Origin of the sequence: Paenibacillus sp. DP01 (assembly GCF_044784315.1) — a bacterium.
Taxonomy (GTDB): domain Bacteria; phylum Bacillota; class Bacilli; order Paenibacillales; family Paenibacillaceae; genus Paenibacillus; species Paenibacillus polymyxa.
Window position 1 is genome coordinate 4,511,362 of the sequence record NZ_CP173059.1, and the last position, 22,870, is coordinate 4,534,231.

At 48.3% G+C, this 22,870-nt stretch carries 24 protein-coding genes; 5 read left to right on the top strand and 19 right to left on the bottom strand.

Annotated features, from left to right (window positions below; all coding sequences use genetic code 11):
• On the bottom strand, window positions 1-906 hold the full coding sequence (locus ACH59B_RS19775; protein WP_016820095.1) for an NAD(P)/FAD-dependent oxidoreductase: 906 nt from the start codon (window positions 904-906) through the stop codon (window positions 1-3).
• 113 nt (window positions 907-1,019) lie between these two features.
• On the bottom strand, window positions 1,020-1,418 hold the full coding sequence (locus ACH59B_RS19780; RefSeq protein WP_016820094.1) for an RrF2 family transcriptional regulator: 399 nt from the start codon (window positions 1,416-1,418) through the stop codon (window positions 1,020-1,022).
• A 339-nt stretch (window positions 1,419-1,757) separates the two neighbouring features.
• On the opposite strand from ACH59B_RS19780, the gene ACH59B_RS19785 reads away from it, so the two are divergent.
• Window positions 1,758-2,588 carry a hypothetical protein gene (locus ACH59B_RS19785; protein ID WP_045244870.1) on the top strand — a complete coding sequence of 277 codons (831 nt, stop codon included), beginning with the start codon at window positions 1,758-1,760 and terminating at the stop codon, window positions 2,586-2,588.
• A 44-nt stretch (window positions 2,589-2,632) separates the two neighbouring features.
• Here the strand turns inward: ACH59B_RS19785 and ACH59B_RS19790 are convergent, their stop codons facing one another.
• Window positions 2,633-3,103, bottom strand: a complete 471-nt coding sequence (locus ACH59B_RS19790; protein ID WP_016820092.1) for a L,D-transpeptidase — start codon at window positions 3,101-3,103, stop codon at window positions 2,633-2,635.
• Between the two features lie 409 nt (window positions 3,104-3,512).
• Between ACH59B_RS19790 and ACH59B_RS19795 the strand changes: the two genes are divergently transcribed.
• Window positions 3,513-4,949 (top strand): glycoside hydrolase family 1 protein, encoded by a 1,437-nt coding sequence (locus tag ACH59B_RS19795; RefSeq protein ID WP_193190298.1) that lies wholly within the window; start codon window positions 3,513-3,515, stop codon window positions 4,947-4,949.
• Between the two features lie 103 nt (window positions 4,950-5,052).
• On the opposite strand, the gene ACH59B_RS19800 is transcribed toward ACH59B_RS19795, so the two are convergent.
• The 3 genes from ACH59B_RS19800 to ACH59B_RS19810 form a co-directional block, all read right to left on the bottom strand.
• A complete protein-coding gene (locus ACH59B_RS19800) occupies window positions 5,053-5,982 on the bottom strand; it encodes an NAD-dependent epimerase/dehydratase family protein (protein ID WP_016820090.1) in 930 nt (309 codons plus the stop codon).
• Between the two features lie 130 nt (window positions 5,983-6,112).
• Window positions 6,113-6,739 carry a DUF1796 family putative cysteine peptidase gene (locus ACH59B_RS19805; RefSeq protein WP_045244873.1) on the bottom strand — a complete coding sequence of 209 codons (627 nt, stop codon included), beginning with the start codon at window positions 6,737-6,739 and terminating at the stop codon, window positions 6,113-6,115.
• Window positions 6,732-7,376, bottom strand: coding sequence for a DUF1796 family putative cysteine peptidase (locus tag ACH59B_RS19810; RefSeq protein ID WP_016820088.1), 645 nt, complete (start codon window positions 7,374-7,376; stop codon window positions 6,732-6,734). The genes ACH59B_RS19805 and ACH59B_RS19810 overlap by 8 nt, the downstream gene beginning before the upstream one ends.
• A 242-nt stretch (window positions 7,377-7,618) precedes the next feature.
• Between ACH59B_RS19810 and ACH59B_RS19815 the strand changes: the two genes are divergently transcribed.
• Both ACH59B_RS19815 and ACH59B_RS19820 read left to right on the top strand, forming a co-directional pair.
• Window positions 7,619-7,966, top strand: a complete 348-nt coding sequence (locus ACH59B_RS19815) for a hypothetical protein (protein ID WP_017427330.1) — start codon at window positions 7,619-7,621, stop codon at window positions 7,964-7,966.
• Window positions 7,967-7,991: 25 nt separating this feature from the next.
• On the top strand, window positions 7,992-8,417 hold the full coding sequence (locus ACH59B_RS19820; protein ID WP_017427329.1) for a hypothetical protein: 426 nt from the start codon (window positions 7,992-7,994) through the stop codon (window positions 8,415-8,417).
• A 65-nt stretch (window positions 8,418-8,482) separates the two neighbouring features.
• Here ACH59B_RS19820 and ACH59B_RS19825 read toward each other — a convergent pair whose 3' ends face one another.
• Genes ACH59B_RS19825 through ACH59B_RS19840 form a run of 4 tightly spaced genes read right to left on the bottom strand, consistent with a single transcriptional unit; the run spans window position 8,483 to window position 12,487 of the window.
• Window positions 8,483-8,656, bottom strand: a complete 174-nt coding sequence (locus tag ACH59B_RS19825; RefSeq protein WP_016820085.1) for a hypothetical protein — start codon at window positions 8,654-8,656, stop codon at window positions 8,483-8,485.
• A gap of 22 nt (window positions 8,657-8,678) precedes the next feature.
• The gene (locus ACH59B_RS19830; protein WP_016820084.1) at window positions 8,679-9,899 is read right to left on the bottom strand and encodes a glycosyltransferase family 4 protein; all 1,221 of its coding nucleotides are present in this window, start codon (window positions 9,897-9,899) and stop codon (window positions 8,679-8,681) included.
• 33 nt (window positions 9,900-9,932) lie between these two features.
• Complete coding sequence (locus tag ACH59B_RS19835) at window positions 9,933-11,159, bottom strand: sialidase family protein (RefSeq protein WP_016820083.1); 1,227 nt, start codon at window positions 11,157-11,159, stop codon at window positions 9,933-9,935.
• Window positions 11,159-12,487 carry a sialidase family protein gene (locus ACH59B_RS19840; RefSeq protein ID WP_016820082.1) on the bottom strand — a complete coding sequence of 443 codons (1,329 nt, stop codon included), beginning with the start codon at window positions 12,485-12,487 and terminating at the stop codon, window positions 11,159-11,161. The genes ACH59B_RS19835 and ACH59B_RS19840 overlap by 1 nt, the downstream gene beginning before the upstream one ends.
• Before the next feature lie 75 nt (window positions 12,488-12,562).
• Between ACH59B_RS19840 and ACH59B_RS19845 the strand changes: the two genes are divergently transcribed.
• Window positions 12,563-12,949, top strand: a complete 387-nt coding sequence (locus ACH59B_RS19845; protein WP_237709738.1) for a hypothetical protein — start codon at window positions 12,563-12,565, stop codon at window positions 12,947-12,949.
• On the opposite strand, the gene ACH59B_RS19850 is transcribed toward ACH59B_RS19845, so the two are convergent.
• The 9 genes from ACH59B_RS19850 to ACH59B_RS19890 all read right to left on the bottom strand — a co-directional run bounded on the left by ACH59B_RS19850 (window position 12,946) and on the right by ACH59B_RS19890 (window position 22,857).
• Window positions 12,946-14,145, bottom strand: a complete 1,200-nt coding sequence (locus ACH59B_RS19850; protein WP_044787316.1) for a glycosyltransferase family 2 protein — start codon at window positions 14,143-14,145, stop codon at window positions 12,946-12,948. The genes ACH59B_RS19845 and ACH59B_RS19850 overlap by 4 nt on opposite strands.
• 27 nt (window positions 14,146-14,172) lie before the next feature.
• Window positions 14,173-14,889, bottom strand: coding sequence for a glycosyltransferase (locus ACH59B_RS19855; protein ID WP_017427324.1), 717 nt, complete (start codon window positions 14,887-14,889; stop codon window positions 14,173-14,175).
• A complete protein-coding gene (locus ACH59B_RS19860) occupies window positions 14,886-15,884 on the bottom strand; it encodes an NAD(P)-dependent oxidoreductase (protein WP_019688493.1) in 999 nt (332 codons plus the stop codon). The genes ACH59B_RS19855 and ACH59B_RS19860 overlap by 4 nt, the downstream gene beginning before the upstream one ends.
• Complete coding sequence (locus tag ACH59B_RS19865) at window positions 15,845-16,699, bottom strand: SDR family oxidoreductase (RefSeq protein ID WP_016820077.1); 855 nt, start codon at window positions 16,697-16,699, stop codon at window positions 15,845-15,847. The genes ACH59B_RS19860 and ACH59B_RS19865 overlap by 40 nt, the downstream gene beginning before the upstream one ends.
• Window positions 16,696-17,682, bottom strand: coding sequence for a polysaccharide biosynthesis protein (locus ACH59B_RS19870; RefSeq protein WP_016820076.1), 987 nt, complete (start codon window positions 17,680-17,682; stop codon window positions 16,696-16,698). The genes ACH59B_RS19865 and ACH59B_RS19870 overlap by 4 nt, the downstream gene beginning before the upstream one ends.
• Window positions 17,675-18,766 (bottom strand): non-hydrolyzing UDP-N-acetylglucosamine 2-epimerase, encoded by a 1,092-nt coding sequence (wecB, locus tag ACH59B_RS19875; RefSeq protein ID WP_016820075.1) that lies wholly within the window; start codon window positions 18,764-18,766, stop codon window positions 17,675-17,677. The genes ACH59B_RS19870 and wecB overlap by 8 nt, the downstream gene beginning before the upstream one ends.
• 121 nt (window positions 18,767-18,887) lie before the next feature.
• Entirely contained in the window at window positions 18,888-20,537 is a 1,650-nt protein-coding gene (locus ACH59B_RS19880; RefSeq protein WP_016820074.1) for a glycosyltransferase, read from the bottom strand.
• A 61-nt stretch (window positions 20,538-20,598) separates the two neighbouring features.
• Complete coding sequence (locus ACH59B_RS19885; protein ID WP_016820073.1) at window positions 20,599-21,732, bottom strand: glycosyltransferase; 1,134 nt, start codon at window positions 21,730-21,732, stop codon at window positions 20,599-20,601.
• A 33-nt stretch (window positions 21,733-21,765) separates the two neighbouring features.
• The gene (locus ACH59B_RS19890; protein WP_016820072.1) at window positions 21,766-22,857 is read right to left on the bottom strand and encodes a glycosyltransferase; all 1,092 of its coding nucleotides are present in this window, start codon (window positions 22,855-22,857) and stop codon (window positions 21,766-21,768) included.
• Between the last annotated feature and the right edge of the window lie 13 nt (window positions 22,858-22,870).

Here is a 22,870-nt window from a genome sequence, read left to right on the forward strand (position 1 = left end):
TCATTCGTTAAAGTCTTCCTCTGTCAAATCCAGGTTTACACTCGCAGCGGTTCGGCTACCGTCGGCCGCAGCAAAAATCAACTGAGAAGGCATGAAGTATGAAGAATCACCCGCAGCATATACACCAGGAATGGAGGTTCTCCCCGCTCCATCTGTTTGAATCCCGCCCGACTCGGTCCTTTCACAGCCCAAACGTTCTCCAAACGGTGCACTTTGCACAAATTGGGGGGTCACAAAGCCGCCGGCCCTTGGGACTTGAGTACCGTCCGTAAAGGACACATACTCCAGCTGTCCATGGTGACCAATGAACGCGGCAACAGGCTGCTCCATTACCGCGACTCCTTTAGATTGAAGTCGTTCTTTTTGCTCGTCCGACAAGAATGCCTGACCGTTCGTGCAGACAAGCAAATCCTTACTCCAGTTCAGGAGCAGTTTGGCTGTGTGATATATAGCTGGCGACTCAGAGACGAGGACAAGCGGTTGATCCCGTAACTCCCAGCCATCGCAATAAGGGCAATTAAACAAACTTCTTCCGTAGAACGTGTAAAAACCTTCGATCTCAGGGAATATCTCCTTTACACCCATCGCCAGTATCAATTTTCGCGCTTGAACACGAAGGCCTGAAGAATCAAATACTTCGAATCCGGATTCATTTTTCGTAACTGAAATAACCTCGGTTTGCAGATGATGCACATATGGATACCGCAGTACTTCCTCATAAGCTACGCGGCGGAACTCGGCCGGCGTTACGCCATCTCTCGTAATGAAACCGTGCGACGCATGCGTAACCGCATTTCTGGGCCGGTTATTATCGATCAAAGCCACACTTCTTCTTGCCCTGCCCAGTACAAGGGCTGCATTCAATCCAGCAGGTCCCCCCCCAATAATAGCGCAATCGTACAGCATAACATCCAGCTCCTTTTACAAAGATATTAAAGACTCTTTATATCTATAATTAAAACAAAAAAACACTTCACATAACTGGCGATCACCTTCTCTCTATTTATAGCCGCTCCCCTTTATACTTGCGCTTGCTTTTGGGCTAAATCGACCAATTTCGTATTTTTAAGATGGCCCTCCATTTTTTCCTCCGCTTCCCTCATTACAGCTTGAATCAGACATTCTGATCCATGGACAAAATCACATTCAAACAAAGAATTCGTCCCTTCAATCGCATGGATAATATCCAAAAAGGTAATATCGTCTTTATTGCGGGATAAGCGATAGCCCCCATTGGCTCCAGAGACCGATTCGATCATCCCCGCCTTCACAAGCCTCGTCAAAATTTTTGAAAGATACGTGGGTGAGACATTTTGGGATTCGGCCAATTGCTGGACACCTACGGGCTTCACCGACGAATCCTCAACGAGCATGAGCATGGTGTGCAGTGCATAATTGGTTGCTTTGGTAAATTTCATAACTACACCTCATTCACAGACTTATTGTATCTATAATATCTCTGAATCTGCAGGAATGTCAAGATTATAGGTTAAGTATAGAAAATCGAAGGGAAAAATTGCATGTTGCCTTCACCTCAATAACATCCAACCTTATAACAGAATGTTTGACTTGGGCTGGCCTGCTAGAGCGGGCGAAAGTATCACTCGCTCCTTAATATTTTCCAATTGTTATGTAATTTTTTTCAATAAACAAGAAACAAATTCACGATTTCCACGTCTATGTATATAGATTTAATTTTAGGAAAACCTTGGATCAAGTCCTGAAGCCCAATATTTTTTTACAAAGGAGCAATTAAAATGAAAAATCCAAGACTAAAATACGCTACTGCTTTCCTGTCTAGTATAGTGCTTGTGGGAAGTGTAAGTGGCTTTTCTATTGCCAATGCTAATAGCACTTTACGCCCTAATACGCATGTTCAAAGTTCAGTTAATACTATAAATCCATCTGTTTACCAGTCTATAACCAAATTTAAAAAGAGCGAGACCCCAAATCAGGTGATTTGGAAGGAGAACAACGTTTCGTTAGTGGCCAAAAAAATGGAGCTAGAAAATGCACCAAGCTCTGAGAAGAGTGTTATTACATCTATAACGATCAAAACAGGAGAACAGAATTACACCATTAAAACAGATGGATATAATGATAAACTGCGTAATATATCGAGCGCAGTATTATCTCCTTCTAATACATGGTTGGCTATCCAGGCACGGCGCAGTGCAGGAGATACGTTATTACTGATCAATCTTAAAACTGGAAAATCTACCATTGTAAATGATCTTTTAAAAGCTAAAGGCAAAAAAAATGTAGAATCCATTGCTGCTTATAACTGGTCACCTAAAGAAGATCAAATTGCCTTTTCGTACGGTGATACATCAAGCAGCTCCATAGCCATTTATAACACCAAGAAGGATGCCTTTATATATCTTCCTAGGGAAACGGATTACATTAGCACAAGTCTGATTTTATGGCATAAAAATGGAAAAAGTTTAGACTATATAAGTGAGTATCCATCTGACCAAAAGAAGTTGTACAGATACTCAATGGACAGCAAAAAGGTGAAACCTGTTAAAAAAATTAGCCAGAACGAATTTCAAAAATGGTTCAAACTTGATAAATACAGTACAAATTAATACCAAATAGGGCGGAGTAAATCCCGCCCTTTGAATTTTTTGTTCTAGTTTATTGTGATTTTGCCGGAACTTCCGTTTTGCTCAAGCACTTGAATTAGTGCTCTTTGGTCACTGTTAGAAAGTCGGATGCAACCGTATGTTGGACGCAGAGGATACCAAGTCAGAGATGTGCTTGTAGCAGGGTCTCCGCCATGAATCATAATTTCGTCGCGGCCATTATTTGTAGCAGTCAGGAAGTTCCCACTTACTGCTTGATTCAGCCACACACGCTTATAAGGACCATAAGAATAGTCAGAGTCACCTTTCGCATAAACAATTGTTTTCGCAACCCCCGTAGGAATGTCTGCATATTTAAGTCTCCAGTTCGTATGGTCGTTACCATTCTTCGGATCATTTGATCCACGGCCTAAAGCTTCTACAGGTCCAAATACCAAACTACCACTATCGTTATAAACTTTCAGTGTTCCTTTGTAATCTCGATTAGATGGAAAATTAGCAATAATGTGATAACCCATTGTTAAACGCCTCCATTTAGTTTAGTTGAGAGTAGATTTGATAGAGTCGCTAACATCTAAATGGCTCCACATTCTTTAATGTTAGTCTTCAATTCCCTCTCACTTATGTAGGTGATTTAAGGCTGCGAATTACAACCAAATCGTGGCGTCACCAGAAGCAGCTTATCGTCAAGGGCTCTTTATTTTTTGTATGATGAGCTCTGGATCGAAATATTGAAAAATTGCGTTCATAGCCTCTACGTTGGATTTGTTTGAGCAAGCTCTACTAATTTCATAAACTCATCATCTCATCTATTTTTCGTTCCTCGAAATTGCCAACAAGCGAACGACTGAATAATGCGCTAATGTAGAGATACCCCCGCAGAGGATCGCTATGGGAAATCTATAGAATGAAAAGGAGAAGCATATCATGGCTAAACACACAATACAAATTCCACCGAATTTTATTATGGGGGCAGCGGCTTCCGCCTGGCAGACAGAGGGCTGGAGCGGTAAACAGGAAGGTCAGGACTCGTATCTGGACGTATGGTACAAAAATGACCGCTATGTCTGGCACAATGGATATGGACCCGCGGGTGCAACCGATTTTTATAATCGTTACGCCGAGGATATTGCGCTGATGAAGCAGATTGGACTGACTCATTATCGCACCTCTATTAATTGGTCCCGCTTCTTAACGGATTATGAGCATGTGGTGGTGGATGAAACCTATGCGGATTATATGGGCAAAGTCATTGACGAATTAATTGCAAGCGGAGTCGAGCCGATGATTTGTCTGGAACACTATGAATTACCTGCTTATTTGCTCGACAAATATGAGGGCTGGTCTTCCAAGCATGTGGTAGAGCTGTTTGTGAAATATGCGGAAAAGGTGTTTGAACGGTACGGGGATCGGGTCAAGCACTGGTTTACGTTTAATGAGCCCATTGTTGTACAGACTCGCGTCTATCTGGATGCCCTTCGCTATCCCTATGAACAAAACACACGGAAGTGGATGCAATGGAACTACAACAAAACGCTGGCTACCGCAAAGTGCGTACAGCTTTTCAAAGCCAAAAATTATAGTCAGAACGGGGCTAAAATAGGTGCTATTTTGAATCCCGAAGTGACTTATGCCCGATCCAGCGCCCCTCATGACCAGTACGCAGCACATGTGTATGATTTATTTTACAATCGGATATTTCTGGACCCGCTTATAAAAGGCGAATACCCGCAAGAATTGTTCGAGCTCATGAGCAAGCATGATATTGCATTTGAGGCTACAACGGAAGAGCTGGCCTTGATTAAGGAAAATACCGTGGACTACGTTGGGATCAATCTCTATTATCCCCACCGGGTCAAAGCGCAGAGTAAAGCGTGGAACGAAAACAATCCTTTTCACCCCTCTTACTACTATGAGCATTTCGATCTTCCGGGTAAAAGAATGAACAAGTCACGGGGCTGGGAAATTTATCCGAAGATCATTTACGATATGGGCATACGTATCAAGAACGAATATAACAATATCGAGTGGTTTGTCGCGGAAAATGGCATGGGCATTGAGAATGAAGCTGCTTTCAAAAATGAGGAACACATCATTCAGGACGACTATCGGATTGACTTTATAACTGAGCATTTATACTACACGTTACAAGCTGTAGACGCAGGCTCCAACTGTACAGGTTATATGCTGTGGGCCTTCACAGACAACGTTTCTCCTATGAATGCTTTTAAAAATCGTTATGGACTGGTGGAAATTAATCTGGAAAATGATCGAAGTCGGCATTTGAAGAAATCGGGCTACTGGTATCAAGCTGTTATCAAGGAGCGCTCATTTGTTGCTGATCTGGATGAAGAGTATAAGTAGTTAAATGGACAAGCTGGCTGGCGAAAACATATAAATTCGTCCAAACCAAAAAGAGGCTGAGAGGTTTTCTCAGTCTCTTGGTTGATTCGCGCGCTCGTTAGCCCTATACGCCTTCTTTGCCTGTGCCCATACTGCTCACGTACGTTTCCTTTAGACCGGCAGAGATACCGTATAGCGGTTCCCAACGAAGCCAATGTCTGGCGACTGCGTTACTCAGACAGCTGTGGTGAATATCTCCCACCCGCGCCGGTGAATACACAGGGCGCACAGACGAACCGTGCAGCTTTAGTAAATCATAGGCCAGCCGATTGATGGACGTCGTTCGTCCCGTACTTACATGCACCGTGCGTTGGTCCGCTGCATGCATAGCCGCCATATTGGCTCGAACTATATCCTTGACGTACACAAAGTCACGGGTTTGCGTTCCGTCGCCGTGAATGAGCAAGGGGCTTCCTTTTTTCAGCCGCTCTATAAAAATAGCGACGACACCGCCCTCTCCCTTCGCTGCCTGACCGGGACCATACACATTTCCGTAACGCAAAATCGTGTAGTTCAAACCGTACAACCGATAAAAAAGCCGAATATACGATTCTGCGGTCAGCTTGGACAGTCCGTAGCCTGAAATAGGCTCCACGGGATCGTCTTCCTGAATACATTGCTTTTGCAGCTCTCCATATACGCCGGATGTGGAGGCAAATATGATTTTCGACACACCCGCATCACGACAGGCCTGCAACAAATGAATCGTCCCCAGCACATTCACATCCGCATCCTCATCGGGGTGATGGATGGATTGCTGCACATCAGCCTGTGCAGCCAAGTGAAACACAATATCCGGGCTTTCCCGAATCAGCAGCGTCCTGGCTTCAGGGCTGCGAATATCTGCAATATGCATGACCGCGCGCGGGTCTACATTTGCAGCATTCCCGGTCGTCAGATTATCCAGCACAAGCACTCTGACGCCCGAGTCAGCAAGCGCACGTACCAGCTGGGAACCAATAAATCCGGCTCCTCCGGTGACCAAAGCCTTCACTAGCGCACCCTCCTTTTAAACCGAAGCATGTATCTTCCCTTCGCATCATGTTATGCGATGCTCTACAGCTTGGCGCAGGCGCAAGCACAGGTGGAAGACAATCTATACGTGTTCCTATAGTCTCCGCACCTCAGACATGAAGTCTGACGTTGTCCAGCATATAACGCCACATTTCATCCTGACCGTTCCATATATCCTCGGGTGGCAGCGCTACTGAAACCAATCGTTCCAGTCCCCAATTCAGCTCCGTCACACCTTCAGTCCCTGTATAATCCACGTATAACAAGCGAAAATCATGGGTAATTCTCTGTGACAACACATCATGCAGTTCTACCGCCTGCTCCCGGCTGCCACCGACACGAACCAGCAGCAGACGGGAAGCCAATGCGAATTTCTCCAGTAAACGTGCGATGCGGCGATCAAGTGTCGTTTTGAATGTAGGATAAGACGCCAGCTGCTCTGATGTATTCTGGCTAACCGGAAAATGGTGTGCTGCTGTAACCTCATAGGACGCATCCTCAACCAGGAAGTTATGACCTCCGTAATCATGCCCTGTGACACGCAGGCTTTCAACATCCATAAAACGGGCAAATCGCTCATTCAGTAAACGACTGATCTGTGACAAATTGCCAGAAATCATCCAATCCAGCGGACCTGCATACGGACGCAGTCCGTTTTTATCCAGCTGAATCGAAGGTAAGCAATGCCCTCCCAGGCTAAACACTGCGTCATATTCCCCTTGCAACCGTTCAAGCACGACGACCTCCCCTTTTCGACAAGGACATTCCCTCAAAAAGGGTGCGCCAGTGTGGATCACTCTTGTAATTCCATACATCGGCAAAAGGCATTTCCACTGCGCATACATGAGGAAGCTGCCAATCCACCTCCGTCAACTCCGTTACACCGGAACAATTCACCACTAACAACCGAAATTCATTCGCTACGATCCCCGACAAGATCCGCTCCAGTTCCTCTACTTCTTCATAGGTGCCCAGCATACGGACGAACAAGTTGCGCTTGGCCATCTGTGTTTTTGCAAAAAAACGTTCGATACGACGGTCTATCTTTTCCCTGAACTCGGGATAGGTCACCAGATCTGCGGACGTGTTGCGTTCCTGCGGAAAATCGTGTACCGAGATCACATTATAAGCAATATCTCTGACCATATAATTCAGTTGGCTCGTACCAACGACACTTAAATTAGGCAAATCCATAAAACCTGCAAACCGATTCTCAAGCAAGCGGTTCACATCAGAGAGCGTGTCAGACATCATCCAGTCCAGCACCCCGGCAAACGGCCGCAAACGGTTCTTTTCCAATTGAATGGCAGGTGTACAGTTTTGCCCTAGACTGAAGACCGCGTCATATTCCCCTGCCAGCTGTGCGAGTCTCATAGCCGTGCCTCCTTTGTTAAAGCGACCCTTCCCCCCGATCTACTCTTTGCTTTTTCTGTAGTCGAAAAGGGGCTTCAGGCCGCAGATTGTTCCACTCTACATTACATGCACAGCATGGCAAAAAGGGTTGGACACTGGCGCGCTTTTTGTCAAAGAGGCGTACAACTATCCAGTCCACTCGCGGTTATTTTTCATATCATATAAGGCTGGTAACCTAACGGAATTCAAGGAGGCATCATGATATGTCCGTGTTTCTTTTAACTGTCGATCATCATCTCGCTTACCACAGCGCCCATATACAAAGCTGCCATGTAACCTTTTTCAATCGTGAAAAGAGATCTGTTGATGTGCTGTTGGAAATGGGGAATGACAGTGGCGTTTTCAGGCGGCAACTTCTTCGGCTGAGCCCTTCTCCCGAAGCTGGATCTGTATTGGAGATCAAGGATATGGAGGCAGCCCAAAATCCATTTTATCTGCGAGTGGTCACGAATATTTACAATCCCGAAACGCTGTTTATCCTGGCGGAATTTGTGGAGAACGGGAACGTAGTCGCTAAGCGGACAGCCAGTCATTTTACCGTAACACCTTAATGAACAGGCAGAGGAGGAAAATTGTATGTTGTTGAAATATACAGTTCAAAACAAAGCTGAAGCAGGCACATATGCACTGCCTTTTCAGGTTACCGAACAGGAGATCGTGCTCTCTACATTGATCATTCCTGCAGGTGAAGCTGAGGGCCACATTCTCATCGAAGTCTCTTTGGCATGGGAGAATCCGCTGCTCAACTGGGATATTGGGGAGCTGGATATTCGATTGCGCCGCAACGATGAGCAGGGACCCGTGCTGGATTGGCTGCAGGACTCCTGTTATCAGGAGGGATTTGCCGAGTTAAGCTATGAGGAAACAGCACAACAGGCAGAGACTCATGTATACTGCTTGACTGTACAATCAGCTGACCACCGTGCTGTTGTTACGGGACCACTTATGATGCGAGGCTCGGTTTATGTAGACCAAATGGATGACAACCCGGATGAACAATGAGCTGAAATAAACTAAAGGCAGGTGGGAATGTAAGCCCGACCTGCCTTTTTATATGGTCTGTATGCTCATGGCGCGGATTGTTTCAGCCGTTCCAAAATGTCAGCGTCCGGCAGCTTATAATCCTCTGGCAACGAGGTATTAATTCGGTTCCAGATTGCGTAATCGACCATCTGATCTGGGTGTGACTGCTGGATTTCAAAAATACGGTTGTACAAGTCTCCAACGATAGGAAAAGTCATGCTCTCCCTCCTAACTATCGAATCAACGCACTTGATTAAGCGCTTGCCCATAAATATTGACGAGCCGTTCAATCATAACATCCAGCGACCAGTGCGCGGTTCCCCATGCCTTGGCACGATTCCCCATAGCTATCCGTACTTCATCCTGAGCGAGTAAATGCTGCAAATGAGCTGCAAGTGCCTCCACATCGCCAACCGGGGAAACCAGTCCAGTGTGTTCATGCTTCACCATTTCTGGCAGTCCACCCGCATCCGATACCACTGCCGGAAGCCCCATAATCTGTGCCTCCATGACCGAAAACGGCTGATTATCCTGTATGCTCGGATGTACAAAAAGGTCCGCCAGTTGTAAAAGGGCAGGTACATCTTCACGATGTCCGAGAAATACCACGTCTTCTTCCAGCCCCAGCTCCTTCGCCTGTGCCTGAAGCTCTTCCCTCTTATCTCCCTCCCCAACAATCCAGCAAACCCAATCCGTACGGCTTGCTTTCAACAGGCCAAGAGCGCTCATTAAATAATGTAGCCCTTTGATATAGACCAGCCGAGAAGGACAAATGATAACTTTTTTCCCCTCAGGTCGTGTCATGTCTGTTCCCCTGGCATGGACTTCCCAGAAGTGTTCGGTGTCTAAGCCATATTGGAAAGTGGCAATCTGCTGCTCAGGCACTTCGAACTCACGCACAAGCGTCTGCTTCATCCATTCTGTAGACGTAATCGTAATATCAGCGGAAATAGCGCCATAATGCTCCAGCGCCCAATAATATTTCCACATCAGCGTCTCGCGGTAACCCTCTTCATGATCCCGCTCCAAAGCCATCATGACTTCACGAGCCAGCGAGCCATGAATATTTGCTACCAACGCACTGTCTTTGCGTTTGACCCGACTTAGAGCACGAGTGGCTATGACATCTTGCGTATGAATCACATCATACTGCTCAACCCCGAAATAGGCTGCCGCCAGTTCCATACAGTATCGATCCTTTTCCACCGTCTGCACCCATGAATCCAAATGTAATACAGGGGCAGCCGATTCATTCAGCTTCGTATGCAGCAAGGGCAGCAATTGATCCTTCAGCAACTCCTTATCTTCAAAAACAATATGGTATTTAGGGGTATCCGGTCCGTTCCCCATCAAGTCTACCGTGTGACCCAGTAGCTCAAGTCTTCGTTTAATTTGCAGCATAAAGGGCCACACACCACCCAAATGAGGAATCGGCCAGTACGTAGCCAACAAAATTTTCAAAACAGCCCCACCTCCTCTGTCTCGTACGTTAAGCTACATTCCGTTGCTTCCGTAAATTTGCTGGAAACCCGATAATGCGTCTGTCCAGACCGCAAAAAAACCGTTATTCGGCACGATCGTTACATCAATAAAATTGCCAATCGTGACCACTGGAACGGGACTAATCCCGTTAGGATTAAAGGAACTGTCTGTTATTCTGAGGTTCGTAAATGTATTCCCTCCGTCCGATGATTCTGCAACAAATACATCTAATAAAGAGGCTATGATTTGATTGGTGTAGTACACAATCTTAATCACACCGGTCACGGGCGAAACATCAATGGCCGGGAAAAAATGCTGTGCTCCTGCACTGGCTCCTGTCACCGATTGCGGCGCAGTCCAGCTTAATCCACCATCCACGGACCGGGCAAGCAGCACATCCGCATACCCTGCCCGATTATCCTGCCAAACCGCATAAAGCGTCCCCTGATTCGGGCTGGTGGAACGATCTATGGCAATGTTGGCCGTCGGCAATACATTAAAGCCAAAACCGACCACAGGCAGCGGACTTGGAACCGGGACGACAGAGGACACTGGCAGCGAGGAACTGAACGAAGTCCCCCCATTGAAGGACACAATGACCTGATATTGGTTAACCGGATTCGTCACAATGTACCCGACATAAATCACCCCTGTAATGCTCACAGTGATTTCTCCGCGCGTGATCTGATTGGAACCAGGAGTGAGCACCACAGGTGTATCCCATGTGATTCCTCCATCCTGCGAGCGTTGAAAAAACATGACTGAGCCGCCGAAAAAGTCGGGGTTATACTGATGTGTATAACATAAATAAATGTTGCCAGTATAGGAGCTGACCTGTGAAGTATCGAATTTCACGCTGACTTCCACATTATTGACAAACGTCCCATACCCTCGTTGGGCAATCACGGGTGGATCAAATGTATTCCCATTGTCTCTGGACACATAGGTAGCGATGGTACCGCTCAAGCCGTCTGCGGTAAATACGTGACAGGCTATGACGAACAAATTGGGAAAACCATAGCTGACGCTATGGGATTCAGCCCCTACATAACCGACTGGCAGCGGTAAAATCTGCTGTGTGAAGGAGACACCGCCGTTATCTGAACGGTATACTGCTGTCAACGGCGGTCCGGTCGTAAAATCAATGGCAGCAGCTACTATGGTACCGTCGAGCAGATTGAAAGCCACACTCGGCTCCTGTGCCAGCCTTCCACTGGGCGTAAGCTGTACGTTCGGCATCAGGTTTCACCTCCCGGTACGCCAGCAAAAATCGTTAAACTGCCTGTGCGCGTATCCGTCCAGACGGATATATAGCTGTTCGGTGGTACAATGGCGATATCAATGTAGTCGCCGATCAGTTCTGATTCGCCCCCACCTACATTCGGGTTAAAGGAAGTCGTTGTGAGACGACTGTTCGTAAAGGTATTGCCCCCATCTGATGATTGAGCGGCGAACACATCCAGATTAAAGCCGTCCAGGCGATTCGTATAGTAGACAACAACGACCAGCCCCGTCTTGGGCGACACTGCAATCGCAGGGAAGAAATTTTGAGAACCCGGCGGGCTGTCTGTCACAATGACTGGGGCGCTCCAGGTACCGCCAAAATCACTGGATTTGGACAACAACACATTGCTGTAGCCCTGACCAAAATCCTGCCACACGGCATATAGCGTATTTGTTGTAGAAGGCACCCCCGAGCAGTCTGCTGCCAAGCAGGGAGAATTCAATACACGAAAATCATATCCGGGGACGGGCAACGGACTAGGTACCAGTGTTATGTTGGACACAAGAATATCCCCGCTAAAAGTGGACCCTCCATCAAAAGAACGCCGGATAAAGAAAGCCGGTGTTTGCGGCCCCGTACGAATCCAGCTGACATATACACTGCCATATTTGTCGACCGCAGGCTCAGGCCGCTCTGTGGAGGACTGGATATTGGAAAGCATTAACGGTCGATCCCAGGTCAATCCTCCGTCAGTGGAGCGCTGGTAGAAGGCCGCTGACCGAGCATTAACCTCTACGTTGTATTGGCGGTTATACGTAACGTAGACATGCCCTAGATACGGACTTGCCCCTGCGTTATCTGTCGTAATATTGGTCCAGTCATTATTAATGTAATCTCCATAGCCTGGGTTAATGACCACCGGAGGATCAAAACTGGCCCCATTGTCCGTAGAACGGTAGATCACGACAGCCCCGTTCTCATTTCCCGGAAACACATGCGCCGATACGATAAAAATATTGGGGAAAAGATAGGCCACCATTCCTGCCTCTGCTCCTGTATATCCCGGTGGGAGTGGCAGTAACGTATCGGTCCAGTTCGCCCCGGCGTCCAGTGAGCGATACAGTCCAATTAAAGGGGGCCCGCTGCTAAAGTCAACAGCTACAGCCACAACGATATTCGGATTCAGCAAATTAACAGCAACACTAGGCTCAAACTTGGGCAGGCCGCTGGGTGTTACTTGAAAATTCAAAGGCATCGCGAGCATTCCCTTCATTATATATAGATATGCCTGAAGTGCTTCTATCAAAATGTACTTTTTTCGGTATAGCCTACAGACAACCATACAAGCTTTCCTCTCCATAGATTCATAGTATAGAAGCATCCCTATTGAGGGATTCCATCATACTGTTTTGAGAGGATGATTCTATTGGCTTTTACAACCGGATATATGACAAACACAAGGGATTTTGGTACTGCCTGCTCCAATGTTGTTGTAAATTTGGTCAATGAGGACACAGTGAACGCGGCAACCGTGACCATCCAAATTTTTTTCTCACTCGTACCGGATACCAAGACACCACTATACGTAACATCGGTTAATTTGCCTGCAAACTCGATTGCACGCCGGACCTTCTTTATACAAGGGGTTCTTGCCTATGAGGTGCAATACAACGTAGTCTCCGTCGCTCCAGCCAATGTTGTGCTTTCCAACTTTGGACTGGATCAGTTTGGTAATGTTGTACAGGAGCATCGTGTTCTCCAGTCCGAGCTGACCACAATCCCGGCACTGTCCCCTGTTATTTAAAAGCCACCCTGTTCCAGTGCCTGATGCAATCTGTGGGTATAATACACGTAATTCCATTCCGGCGGCACGGACTGAACTCCTCGGCCGCTGCCGATGGTTGAGTGGTCATCTGTATAGTAGGAAAAGGCATGTGTATCCTGCAAAGGGCGCAATAAATCCGTAAGATACAACAAATCTGTCACGGCAATATAAGGTTTGACACCGAAGCATACAACAAAGCGTGTTGTCGTTTCACCAATCGCCTGAATCAGTGCTTCCTTGACGGAATAATGCGGTCTCGGCGTTACGATTAGCCGAGGGTCAAGCATCATTTCCAGAAAGGAAGAAGCTCCCTGTTCCGGCGTAATATCCAGCAACCGCACGATGCAATTACTGTAATGCTGCTCCAGCAGATTATCGAGCAACGGCTCAGCTTGAGCCATATCTGTAATAGGCATTAAAATGGTCATTTCAAGTGGGATACCCCGGCGGGCCCTGGCCTCATGTTTGGCGATTTGAAATGCATGCCGCCAGCGTCGATGTTCTTTTTGGCTGCGCAAGCTGGCCGATACACTAAAAGCAGAATCCACCCGATAATCCATCAGGATATCCGGGATGAATTTCATGTTGCATGTCTCGGTCAGCCGCAGCCAGTAATCATAATCCTCTACAGGTTGCAGCCGATAGCCGTCGATCAGACGGGCATATTGGCTTTTGTACATAAATGACACCCCGACAATGCTGGCGTTCAACAATTCGTGATGCGGCTGACTTTGGTACCGAATCAGCGCTTGTTGATGCTGCTGGTCGTATAACGGATTACCCGCAGCGTCAATCTGACGGAAGGTGGAGAACACAAGTCCAAGCGAATCGGGCCCCCGCTCTAGCTCGCACCGCAATCGTTCGATAAAGGATGAATGATACACATTGTCGCTGGATACCCAGGTCACATACTTGATCGCTGGATCTTTAAACAACTCATCGAATCCCCGGTTAAGGGCATGGGATACTCCTTGGTTCTGAGGGAGTGTAACCAACTGAACGCGCGGGTCTCCCATTGCTGCGTGAAGCGCCGGCTCTATCATTTCCGGCGCCCCGTCAATCACAATGATGAAGCGAAATGCCCTGTAGCTCTGGGCTAGTACGGATGAGATCGCGGCTTGCAGATAACCAATATCCTGTTTGTACAGCGGCATAACAATCCCCGTATCTACCATATCAATCCCCCCTGACAAACTTTCGCTTCATGAGGATAAACCGCCCAACATCTGACTGAAGCGATCTCGATAACGTGCTTGGGTGATGTTGTACTCCTGTTCCACAGCAGGCCAATATTTTTTGGTTCCCATTTCATCATGCCAGCGGTAGTTAACCAAGGACTCGTTCAGAAAAGGAAATGGATATCCTGCCAGCATTACTCGGTACCACATATCCAGATCATGGGTGTACGGCAGCAGTTCATCGAACAAACCGATATGTGCAAACAGCTCCTTTTTGAACATCACCGTACATCCATTGACCGGATTCCCCTGCTGGAAAAAACGGTAAAACTCCGTCAGGGACGGAAATACAGCAGCTGCCTGATAGGCTGTGACTTGGCTGTGTTGATTGATAAAATTGAAATTAGTATGAGAGATGTATGCACCCTGTTCGATCATAAAAGAAACTTGGTTATTAATTTTGTCCCTATGGTAGGTATCGTCGGAGCTGAGCCACGCAATATATTCACCGCTGGCATGCCGGATACCATGATTCAAAGCGCTGGCTGTTCCACCGTTAGATTTGCCCAAATAATGTATATAGGGAAGATAGGGCTGAAGCATATTAACATGTGTGGTGGACCCGTCATCGACGACAATAATCTCAAGCGGCCCATAGGTTTGCTCCAATGCGCTTTGCAAAGCCTGATCCACATATGCACAGTTATAAAAGGGAATGACGATCGTTACTTTTGGTCTCATATCGTTCCTTCCTTTCCAGCTCGGCGGTATTGAATCATATCCTCCAGCGATTGCCCCAGCTGTATGGTCGGCTTCCAGCCCATCTCCTCCAGCTCCTGCGCCCGATATGCCTCCGTTGCCGCTGGCTCGGCTATATCTCCCCATTGTATGGGAATAGATATTTTCGCCAGCGCAACCATACGTTCCACGATATCTCCCAGTTCCACAATGCGGCCTGTGCAGACCGAGTAAATTCGGCCTGGCACTCCCTTTTCCAATAGCACGCCATAGGCGCGAACTGCATCACGAACGTCGAGAAAATCACGCTGCGCATGTCGGGAAGACACGCGAAACGGGGCTGCCTCCGTTACGAATTGCTCTTTCATGCGTTCTGTCCGAACGATATACCCCGCGAGTAATGCACAAAAGCCGGTGGATGGACCCGGGCCAATCAGGTTGCAAGGCTCTGCCAACATGACAGATTGCTCGAACAGCGCGCCCCACGAGAGCGCGACTGCCTCTTGAATGCTTTTGCTAAGGCTGTATGGATGCGTTGGATGGTATGGTGCCTGTAAAGCCGTCTTTAGCCGAGAACCCGCAACAACAATTCTGGCTTGGGGGAAAGGTCGCAGTACATCGAGCAGATACAGGGTGGACAGTACATTGGATTCCATATATAGCAATGGACTCTGCCAAGATTCAGGTACGGAATTTTTGCCACCCAGGTGAAGCACATAATCCGGAGCAATGTGTCGAATCACTTCGCCCAGACGTTTCTTGTCGAGTAAGTCGCACACATAAGGTGTAATACAGCCACGTGTGCCCGCTTCCAGGCTGAAATCCCCATCATTTTCAGTCTGTGAGGTCAATTTTGTAGCAGAAGCGGCAGTGCGAGTCAGCGCTGCCACCTCCCAGCCAAGTTTTGCAAAATAGCGGCAGGCATGCATCCCGGTATAGCCCGCCGCTCCGGTAATGGCTATGACTGGCCGACGTTGTTCCGCTGTGCTTCTGTCCATTCCAGCAGCTCCTTCAGCATGATGCTGTAGTGAGGAACATCGTAGAGCAGATCGGCCCGGGTAGAACGAAGCGTCCGGTCCTGCACCGGCTCATCCTTCGGCACGATCCGAATATCCTCTCTCTTCCAGATATCTTTGAACAGAAGCAGCAAATCATGCTTGCTGATCGGTTCAGGGTGAACCAGATGAATGAGTCCGTCCAGCGGCTCATTCATCAACACTTGTATCGCTTTTGCTAATTCCAGCGTTGTGACTCCATTCCAAAAGACCCGGCGGTATCCGTCAACGTCTCCGCTCTGTTGCAAGAACCAGTGCAGCAAGCCAATCCCGCCTGACCGAATCTCCGGTCCGATAATAGAGGTACGGATGGTCAGATGCCGCGGTGCCTTTACTTCTCCGAGTATTTTTGTCAAAGCATAGGCACTTGTCCCATCAGGTTGATCTGTCTCCTCATATAAGCCAGGAACCCGCTTTCCTTCGAATACGCAATCCGTGCTGATATGAATCAATCGGGCACCGATACTGTCCGCCGTCTGCCGGAGAAGATGCGGCAGCAATCCATTGATTTGGTATGCCGCAATCTGATCTTTCCCGGCATATTGATTGAGTACGCCAACCGCGTTAATAATTACGTCTGGCTGTACACTCCGTACCAGCTGCTCCACCATAAAGCTGTCCTTTACATCCAGCAGGAGACCGCCTTTATTTGCGGAATCACGGGTGGTATAGAACACGTTATACCCGCTCTGGTTTTGAAAATACTTAACCAGAACATGGCCTGCCATGCCGTTCCCGCCCAAAATAAGCAGCTTCATTTGATGAACCCCCCGCTTTGGAGAATGCTTCGAATCTCCTCTTTTGACATCAAATTGAATTCCGAACTAAAGCTGCTGAACGATACCGGAGGGCACTGATTATAACGGTCCTTTAATTGAGGAATATTCAGTGTCGGGAGAATGACCAAATATTGCTCGTCATATACTACCGTTGTCAGGCTTTCAAAGTCGCTCATCAAAATCTCGTGTATTTTCTCACCGGGACGGACGCCCTTTTCTATGATTTCTACATTTTCCACGCCTGAATCCTCAATGAGCACCTCAGCCAAATCCACAATACGGCAGGTTGGCATGGTCATGATAAAAATTTCGCCGCCCACGCTTTCTACGGAAGCTTTGAACAGTAGACTGATGGCATCACGCAAGGTCAGGAAGAAGCGGGTCATGTTCATATCTGTGATGAAAACCTTGCCCTTTTGGCGAATCTGGCTTTGGAACAAATGCACCACGCTTCCGTTTGTACCCAAAACATTACCGCCGCGTACCGTCACAAAACGTGTATCACTATTCAGCAAATTGGCGTAAACAATCAGTTTTTCTCCAATCGCCTTCGTCATACCATAAAAATTGGAAGGGTTGGCCGCCTTGTCAGTCGATATATATATGACCTTCTTTACCTGATTGGCGACAGCGGCCTCGATTACATTTTGGGTGCCTACGACATTCGTTTTGAGCGCCTCATAGGGCTGATCCTCACAGACAGGTACGTGCTTGAGAGCCGCCAAGTGGAATACATAGTCTACTCCTTGGCAAGCGGTAGTCAGCGCATCCTTATCCCGAATATCCCCAATACAGAAGCTGAGTCGTTCATCCTCAAACTGCCTGTTCATTGCAACCTGACTCGATTCTCCGCGTGAAAAGATAATGACTTCTTTGGGGTTACGCGGCAATAACTGGGCAACCAGCTCATGCCCCCAGGAGCCGGTACCGCCGGTAACCAAGATACGTTTGTTTTCAAACATGCCGTTTCCCTCCAAGCAGAAATTTTACTACCTTATCCGACACATCTTCCGCCAGATAGCCTGCGGGACATTGCCACTTATGAGCTATCCCGGTCATTAAGGCTACCGCATTTGCTATAACCTCGCCATCAAGACCGGACACGATATTGCTGCCGCAATCTACCGTTTCCGGCCTTTCGGTCGTGCGACGCATCGTGACCGTCGGCACCCCCATGACACAGCATTCTTCCTGTACGGTACCGCTGTCCGTCAAAGCGCAGCGGGCATGTCGCTCCAGCAGAACGAAGTCAAAAAAACCGAACGGCTCGTGGAATTCTACCAGCGGATCAAGCTGGATCGGCGGGTGGCTTGCGATCCGGGCGGCCGTGCGGGGATGAATACTGCAAATGACACGCTGCCCGAACTGCCGGGCTACTCGGTTAAGACCATCCAAAATAGCCAGCAAATGCGGCGGATGGTCGACATTTTCAGCTCTGTGGGCAGTGACCAGGAAATATTCTCCGGGCGACAGTCCTAACTTTTTCAGAATTTCGCTGCCGGATACCTCTTTCTCATAGTGTTGCATTACTTCATAGATCGGATTTCCAGTCAGTATAATTCGTTGGCTTGGAAAGCCTTCGCGTAGTAGATGCTGCTTGCTTTGCTCTGTATAAGGCATATTAATGGTAGAAATCGCATCAATGACGCGCCGATTCTTCTCCTCTGGCACATCCAGATCATAGCAGCGGTTCCCTGCCTCCATATGCACAACGGGGTAACCCATACGTTCCGCAAGCAGGGCACATAAGGCGCTGTTCGTATCACCTAGCAAAAGTACATGATCCGGGCGTTCCTTGTTTAAAATGTCCTCCATCTGCGAGTACATGGCAGACAGTTGTTTGCCCAGCGTTCCCGCTTTCTCCTGAAGCACATAATCCGGGGCGCGCAAACCCAGCTCGCGGAAGAATTGTCCGCTCAGGCTTTCCGTATAATTTTGGCCCGTATGCACAAGCACATGTTCATCTGCATAATGGTCCAGCTTCGGAATAATCAGGCTGAGCCGTATAATCTCCGGTCTTGTGCCGAGCACGGTCAATATTTTCATGGTTTTGGAACCCACCTTTGCTGTCGTTGTTTCATAGAACTGTGGAGTTCAATGAATAATAGCCATCCAGCAGACTGGCTGTGCTCCGGCTAAACGTTCATCTCAACGGTCCGGTGTATGTTCACCCGGACCGTTGTTTGGAATGCTGTCTGGCCTTGAGTATGACTCGCTTCTGCTTGTGCGCTTTGGATCGCCGTGACAGGAGTTTGAGTTTCCGCTTGAGCTTCTGTTTGGACTTGGATCTTCGATATAACGGGGACCCGTGAATTTTCTTGAGACGGCTTCTGCCAGCGCTTTTCTTGTACCTTCGATTCCGCAGTCTGGTATGCTTGCGTCCCTTTGGCCATCTTGCCCGAATACTACGCTTGCGGCGAGGCAACTCAGATGGTGCCTCAGGCAAAGGGGGAGCTGGTTGTGGCAAGCCCTGAATAGCTGCATATTCAATTGGCGGCAGGCCCAGCACCGGCAGTTGATTAACCACCGATTCGGGAAATTCTCGAACAGTGTGGGCATAAGCCTCAGGTATAGCAGTGACCTGACGCAGTCCTTCGCTTTCCCTCGTCCATACCGGTCCACCCGGCTGCTGAATCAATGGGAACCAATGCGGATGATGACATACCCATTGACTGACCATGACGTGCAGACTGCTTCGGTAGGAATCGGGTCCGTACACACGCGTAGCCGCACTGTTGTTACGCACACCAATTCGTTCCATTTCCTCGGGATGATCGAGCAGGTAGCCTACTTTTTGCGCCAGGATGTCGCTGTTTCCCGGCTCTACCAAAAAATCTGTATTTCCAGTCGCCTCCATCAATTCCACAAGCCCGCCCTGAGCAAAGGCTACTACAGGCTTGCCGTAAACCAGACCCTCCAGGGCCGTCATACCAAAGCCTTCCTCCACCATGCTAGGGATCACAACAATATCCATTGCGCTATAGGCTGTTGAGACGGACTCCTCAAATGAACTGAACTGGAAGCGGCGGCTATAACGAGACTGGCGAATCAAAGAGACACATTTTACGTAATACTCGGAGTCCACTGAGCTGCCGATGATCCAGAAACGACACTGCGAATTGGTTTCACACAGCTTTAGAGCCATTTGGACAAAAGGCAACAGCCCTTTGGCTTCGTAGATAAAGGATGAAATATAACCAATGCAGATATGAAAATCCCGCAGTCCCAGCTTTTCACGTTTCCTCTTCCGTTCCAGCACATGCTCTTTGGGAGACGGCATTTCCATATCCCGACATGGAGACAACACCGTATGCTGACGTGTCAATCCCCCGCCATACAAAGGACGCATAACCGCTTGCGAAATGCCGATGACCCATTGGCTATAGCGCTCAATAATGGAGACAGAAACTGGCGTATGCGCATTTTGATTAATGACCTCAGTTATTTTCCAGATCACCGGAATATTAAGCTCTTGGGCAGCCATAGCTGGCATGACGTTCACACAGGTATTGACCAGCACCACATCAGGCCGAGCTTGCCCAAGCATCTGGAGCAACGGCGCGTACGCCACATGATTCCGCAAATTCTCCGCATCCTGCGCCAATCCCTCGTACGGAGTATACATGCCATGCAGCATGAATAGATTCTGAATCTGGACAGTGATCCCACGCTTGCGGGCCATTGAGGTTAGCCGTCCTTCACCAGGCGTTACCAGAATGCAATCGAAATACGTACGAACGTCTAGGCAAAATTGCAGCAGCAGCTTTTCCGCCCCTGTAATACTGCGAACGTTGCTGACATGGCTGAATAGCATCATTTTCGGCTTGATCGGAGTTCACCTCCTTTAAAAATAGCAACCATCGGACGTGTGAATGGCCTTATGGGAATATGACCGATAGCAGTTGGTCAATCCGGTGACCATACGTGTGCTCCCGCAGGGTTCGTTCCAGCGCACGCAGAGCAATCTCACGGCGCTCCTTTTCATGCGTTAGATAAAACTCAACCTTCTCCAGCAGTTCCTGCTGAGAACTGTAAGTTTCAATCTCTTCGCCTGGCTTGTAAAAACGAGCCAGATCGTCTCTTGTATCCGTCAGTTGCAACGTGCCACTGGCGGAAATTTCAAACGTGCGAGGATTTGGCGAAACCCCCGGAATTTTCAGTGAGTTGTTGTTCACTGAATCATCCTGGTGGGAACGATGAAGATTAATTACGATTTTGCTGCCGTTATACGTATCATTTGTCTCAGCCGGAGACATCCAGCGTCCCAGCTCAATTTTGTCACCATACGACTGATAATCCGGGAGACGATCCCACCAGATTCCGTTGATTTTAATGTTACGAGCCATGAGCTGCGGCATAATCGGATTGAAAAAATAGATGCGATTCCAGTAGGCTGAACCTGTAAATCCAATCTCACGCCGGACTGAAGCAGGCGAGCTGAGTGGGAAATAGTGAGTCAAAAATGCTCCAAAGGGCAAATAGTGTACAGACGTGCAACCCAACTGACGATACAGTTCTATACAGTTCATTTCTAAGGTGAACACATAATCATAATTCGTCACAATTTTGGTCGTCGTATCGGTGTAATAGGGATCGTCCGTCAGCCAGATGGCAGTGGGAATGCCCAACTGGCGTACTGCAGCCACCTGTTCTAACGGTAGATCCATTCCATCCAGTGCCAGCATCAGATTCGGACGAAGCTGAGCGGCAATATCTCCTACCGGCTGGCGTGGGTCTGTTACGGTAACCTGAGCCGTCATGCTCTGCAACGTGGTAATGACCGCCTCATCCAGCGGAGAATACGGAAGGCCTTTGCCCGAGACGACATACAGTACATGGATCTGTCGAGAAGGGAACGTTGCTTTGGTTCGCGACATAATCGCGTTAGCACGTCCGCGCAGGTATCCCTCGTCGTATCCGTCATGGATTCCCGCAGCTCTCCCCTTCTCCCAGGAGGCCGCCGCCGTCTGGTGAACAGCTGGGTCATACGGTCCTGTCGTAGATATCGTCATCACTTTCACTCCTCACTGTTTATGGTGTTTACTTTAGGCCATCGCCTTGTCCAGCAATTCTTCCATACGATTCGAGTACCTATGCTTTTGCATGGTTGTGTGCAATGCGCGCCAGGCTATGCGTTCGCGTTCCCAGTCATGCTTGAGATAGTAGTCCAGCTTCACTTTCAATTCCTCTGCTCCCGAGAAGGTCTCAATGTCATAGCCTGGTTGGTAATAACGGCTCAGATCCTTCCGCACATCCGTCATTTGAAGCGTTCCGCAAGCAGAAATTTCGTATGTCCGAGGATTGATGGACTCCGCTGACAACTGGTGTGTATTCCGATTATCCAGTCCGGGTTCTGTCGGGCGGTGCATATTGATAACAATTTTGGAGCCGTTATAGTATTGAGCGGTCTCTTCCGGTTCCATAAAACCCGGACGGATAAAGCGTTCCAGCACATCCCGCCGGGTTAGCCGATCCCAGTGCCCACCTACGATCAGCACTCTTTTATCCGCCAAGAAGGGAGCAAGGTAGTCAAACAGCTTCACACGGTTCCAGAAGGCATTCCCAATGAAGCAAATATCATGCTGATGCTCACGCTCTACCCGACGTGGATAAAAGATACGGGCTGACACAGCAAGCGGCATATAGTGAACCCTCGTTACTCCTTGATCCCGATAAAACGGCAGACAAGAAATTTCATGCGTAAAAACGACATCGTAGGATTGACAGATCAACGCCGTATCCTCCGTAAAGTAGGGATCATCTACAAACCATATGGCCGTCCGAATGCCCATGGCTCGTATTTGTTGTACCTGTTCCAGATGATCCGCTGGAAAAACATGCAGCCCGTTCATGACCAATAAGAGGTCTGGACGGTGAGCCTCAGCGTCAGCCAGCATCGTGGCAGGAGTACCGATGGCGCACGAGCTGCATATTTGGCTCAATGCTTCTTGCACACCTGTGTCTATAGCTGCGAAACCTTGCGGAATATACAACACTTTCAACTGGCGAACCGCAGGTTGTATTGCCACGACCTGTGACAGAGCAGCCGTGCAACCGCCCATTCTGCGCCCTTCCCGATAGCCGCATCGGTGTGCTTCGCGTTCATTTCCGCTTCGTTGATCATTCACATCCTTCACCCTGTCCTGTTGT

Bases quoted from the DNA above. Each gene is read 5' to 3' on its own strand.
- ACH59B_RS19775 (WP_016820095.1), bottom strand. From the start codon at position 906: ATGCTGTACGATTGCGCTATTATTGGGGGGGGACCTGCTGGATTGAAT.
- ACH59B_RS19780 (WP_016820094.1), bottom strand. From the start codon at position 1,418: ATGAAATTTACCAAAGCAACCAATTATGCACTGCACACCATGCTCATG.
- ACH59B_RS19785 (WP_045244870.1), top strand. From the start codon at position 1,758: ATGAAAAATCCAAGACTAAAATACGCTACTGCTTTCCTGTCTAGTATA.
- ACH59B_RS19790 (WP_016820092.1), bottom strand. From the start codon at position 3,103: ATGGGTTATCACATTATTGCTAATTTTCCATCTAATCGAGATTACAAA.
- ACH59B_RS19795 (WP_193190298.1), top strand. From the start codon at position 3,513: ATGGCTAAACACACAATACAAATTCCACCGAATTTTATTATGGGGGCA.
- ACH59B_RS19810 (WP_016820088.1), bottom strand. From the start codon at position 7,376: ATGAGACTCGCACAGCTGGCAGGGGAATATGACGCGGTCTTCAGTCTA.
- ACH59B_RS19815 (WP_017427330.1), top strand. From the start codon at position 7,619: ATGTCCGTGTTTCTTTTAACTGTCGATCATCATCTCGCTTACCACAGC.
- ACH59B_RS19820 (WP_017427329.1), top strand. From the start codon at position 7,992: ATGTTGTTGAAATATACAGTTCAAAACAAAGCTGAAGCAGGCACATAT.
- ACH59B_RS19825 (WP_016820085.1), bottom strand. From the start codon at position 8,656: ATGACTTTTCCTATCGTTGGAGACTTGTACAACCGTATTTTTGAAATC.
- ACH59B_RS19835 (WP_016820083.1), bottom strand. From the start codon at position 11,159: ATGCCGAACGTACAGCTTACGCCCAGTGGAAGGCTGGCACAGGAGCCG.
- ACH59B_RS19840 (WP_016820082.1), bottom strand. From the start codon at position 12,487: ATGGTTGTCTGTAGGCTATACCGAAAAAAGTACATTTTGATAGAAGCA.
- ACH59B_RS19845 (WP_237709738.1), top strand. From the start codon at position 12,563: ATGATTCTATTGGCTTTTACAACCGGATATATGACAAACACAAGGGAT.
- ACH59B_RS19850 (WP_044787316.1), bottom strand. From the start codon at position 14,145: ATGGTAGATACGGGGATTGTTATGCCGCTGTACAAACAGGATATTGGT.
- ACH59B_RS19855 (WP_017427324.1), bottom strand. From the start codon at position 14,889: ATGAGACCAAAAGTAACGATCGTCATTCCCTTTTATAACTGTGCATAT.
- ACH59B_RS19860 (WP_019688493.1), bottom strand. From the start codon at position 15,884: ATGGACAGAAGCACAGCGGAACAACGTCGGCCAGTCATAGCCATTACC.
- ACH59B_RS19865 (WP_016820077.1), bottom strand. From the start codon at position 16,699: ATGAAGCTGCTTATTTTGGGCGGGAACGGCATGGCAGGCCATGTTCTG.
- ACH59B_RS19870 (WP_016820076.1), bottom strand. From the start codon at position 17,682: ATGTTTGAAAACAAACGTATCTTGGTTACCGGCGGTACCGGCTCCTGG.
- wecB (WP_016820075.1), bottom strand. From the start codon at position 18,766: ATGAAAATATTGACCGTGCTCGGCACAAGACCGGAGATTATACGGCTC.
- ACH59B_RS19880 (WP_016820074.1), bottom strand. From the start codon at position 20,537: ATGATGCTATTCAGCCATGTCAGCAACGTTCGCAGTATTACAGGGGCG.
- ACH59B_RS19885 (WP_016820073.1), bottom strand. From the start codon at position 21,732: ATGACGATATCTACGACAGGACCGTATGACCCAGCTGTTCACCAGACG.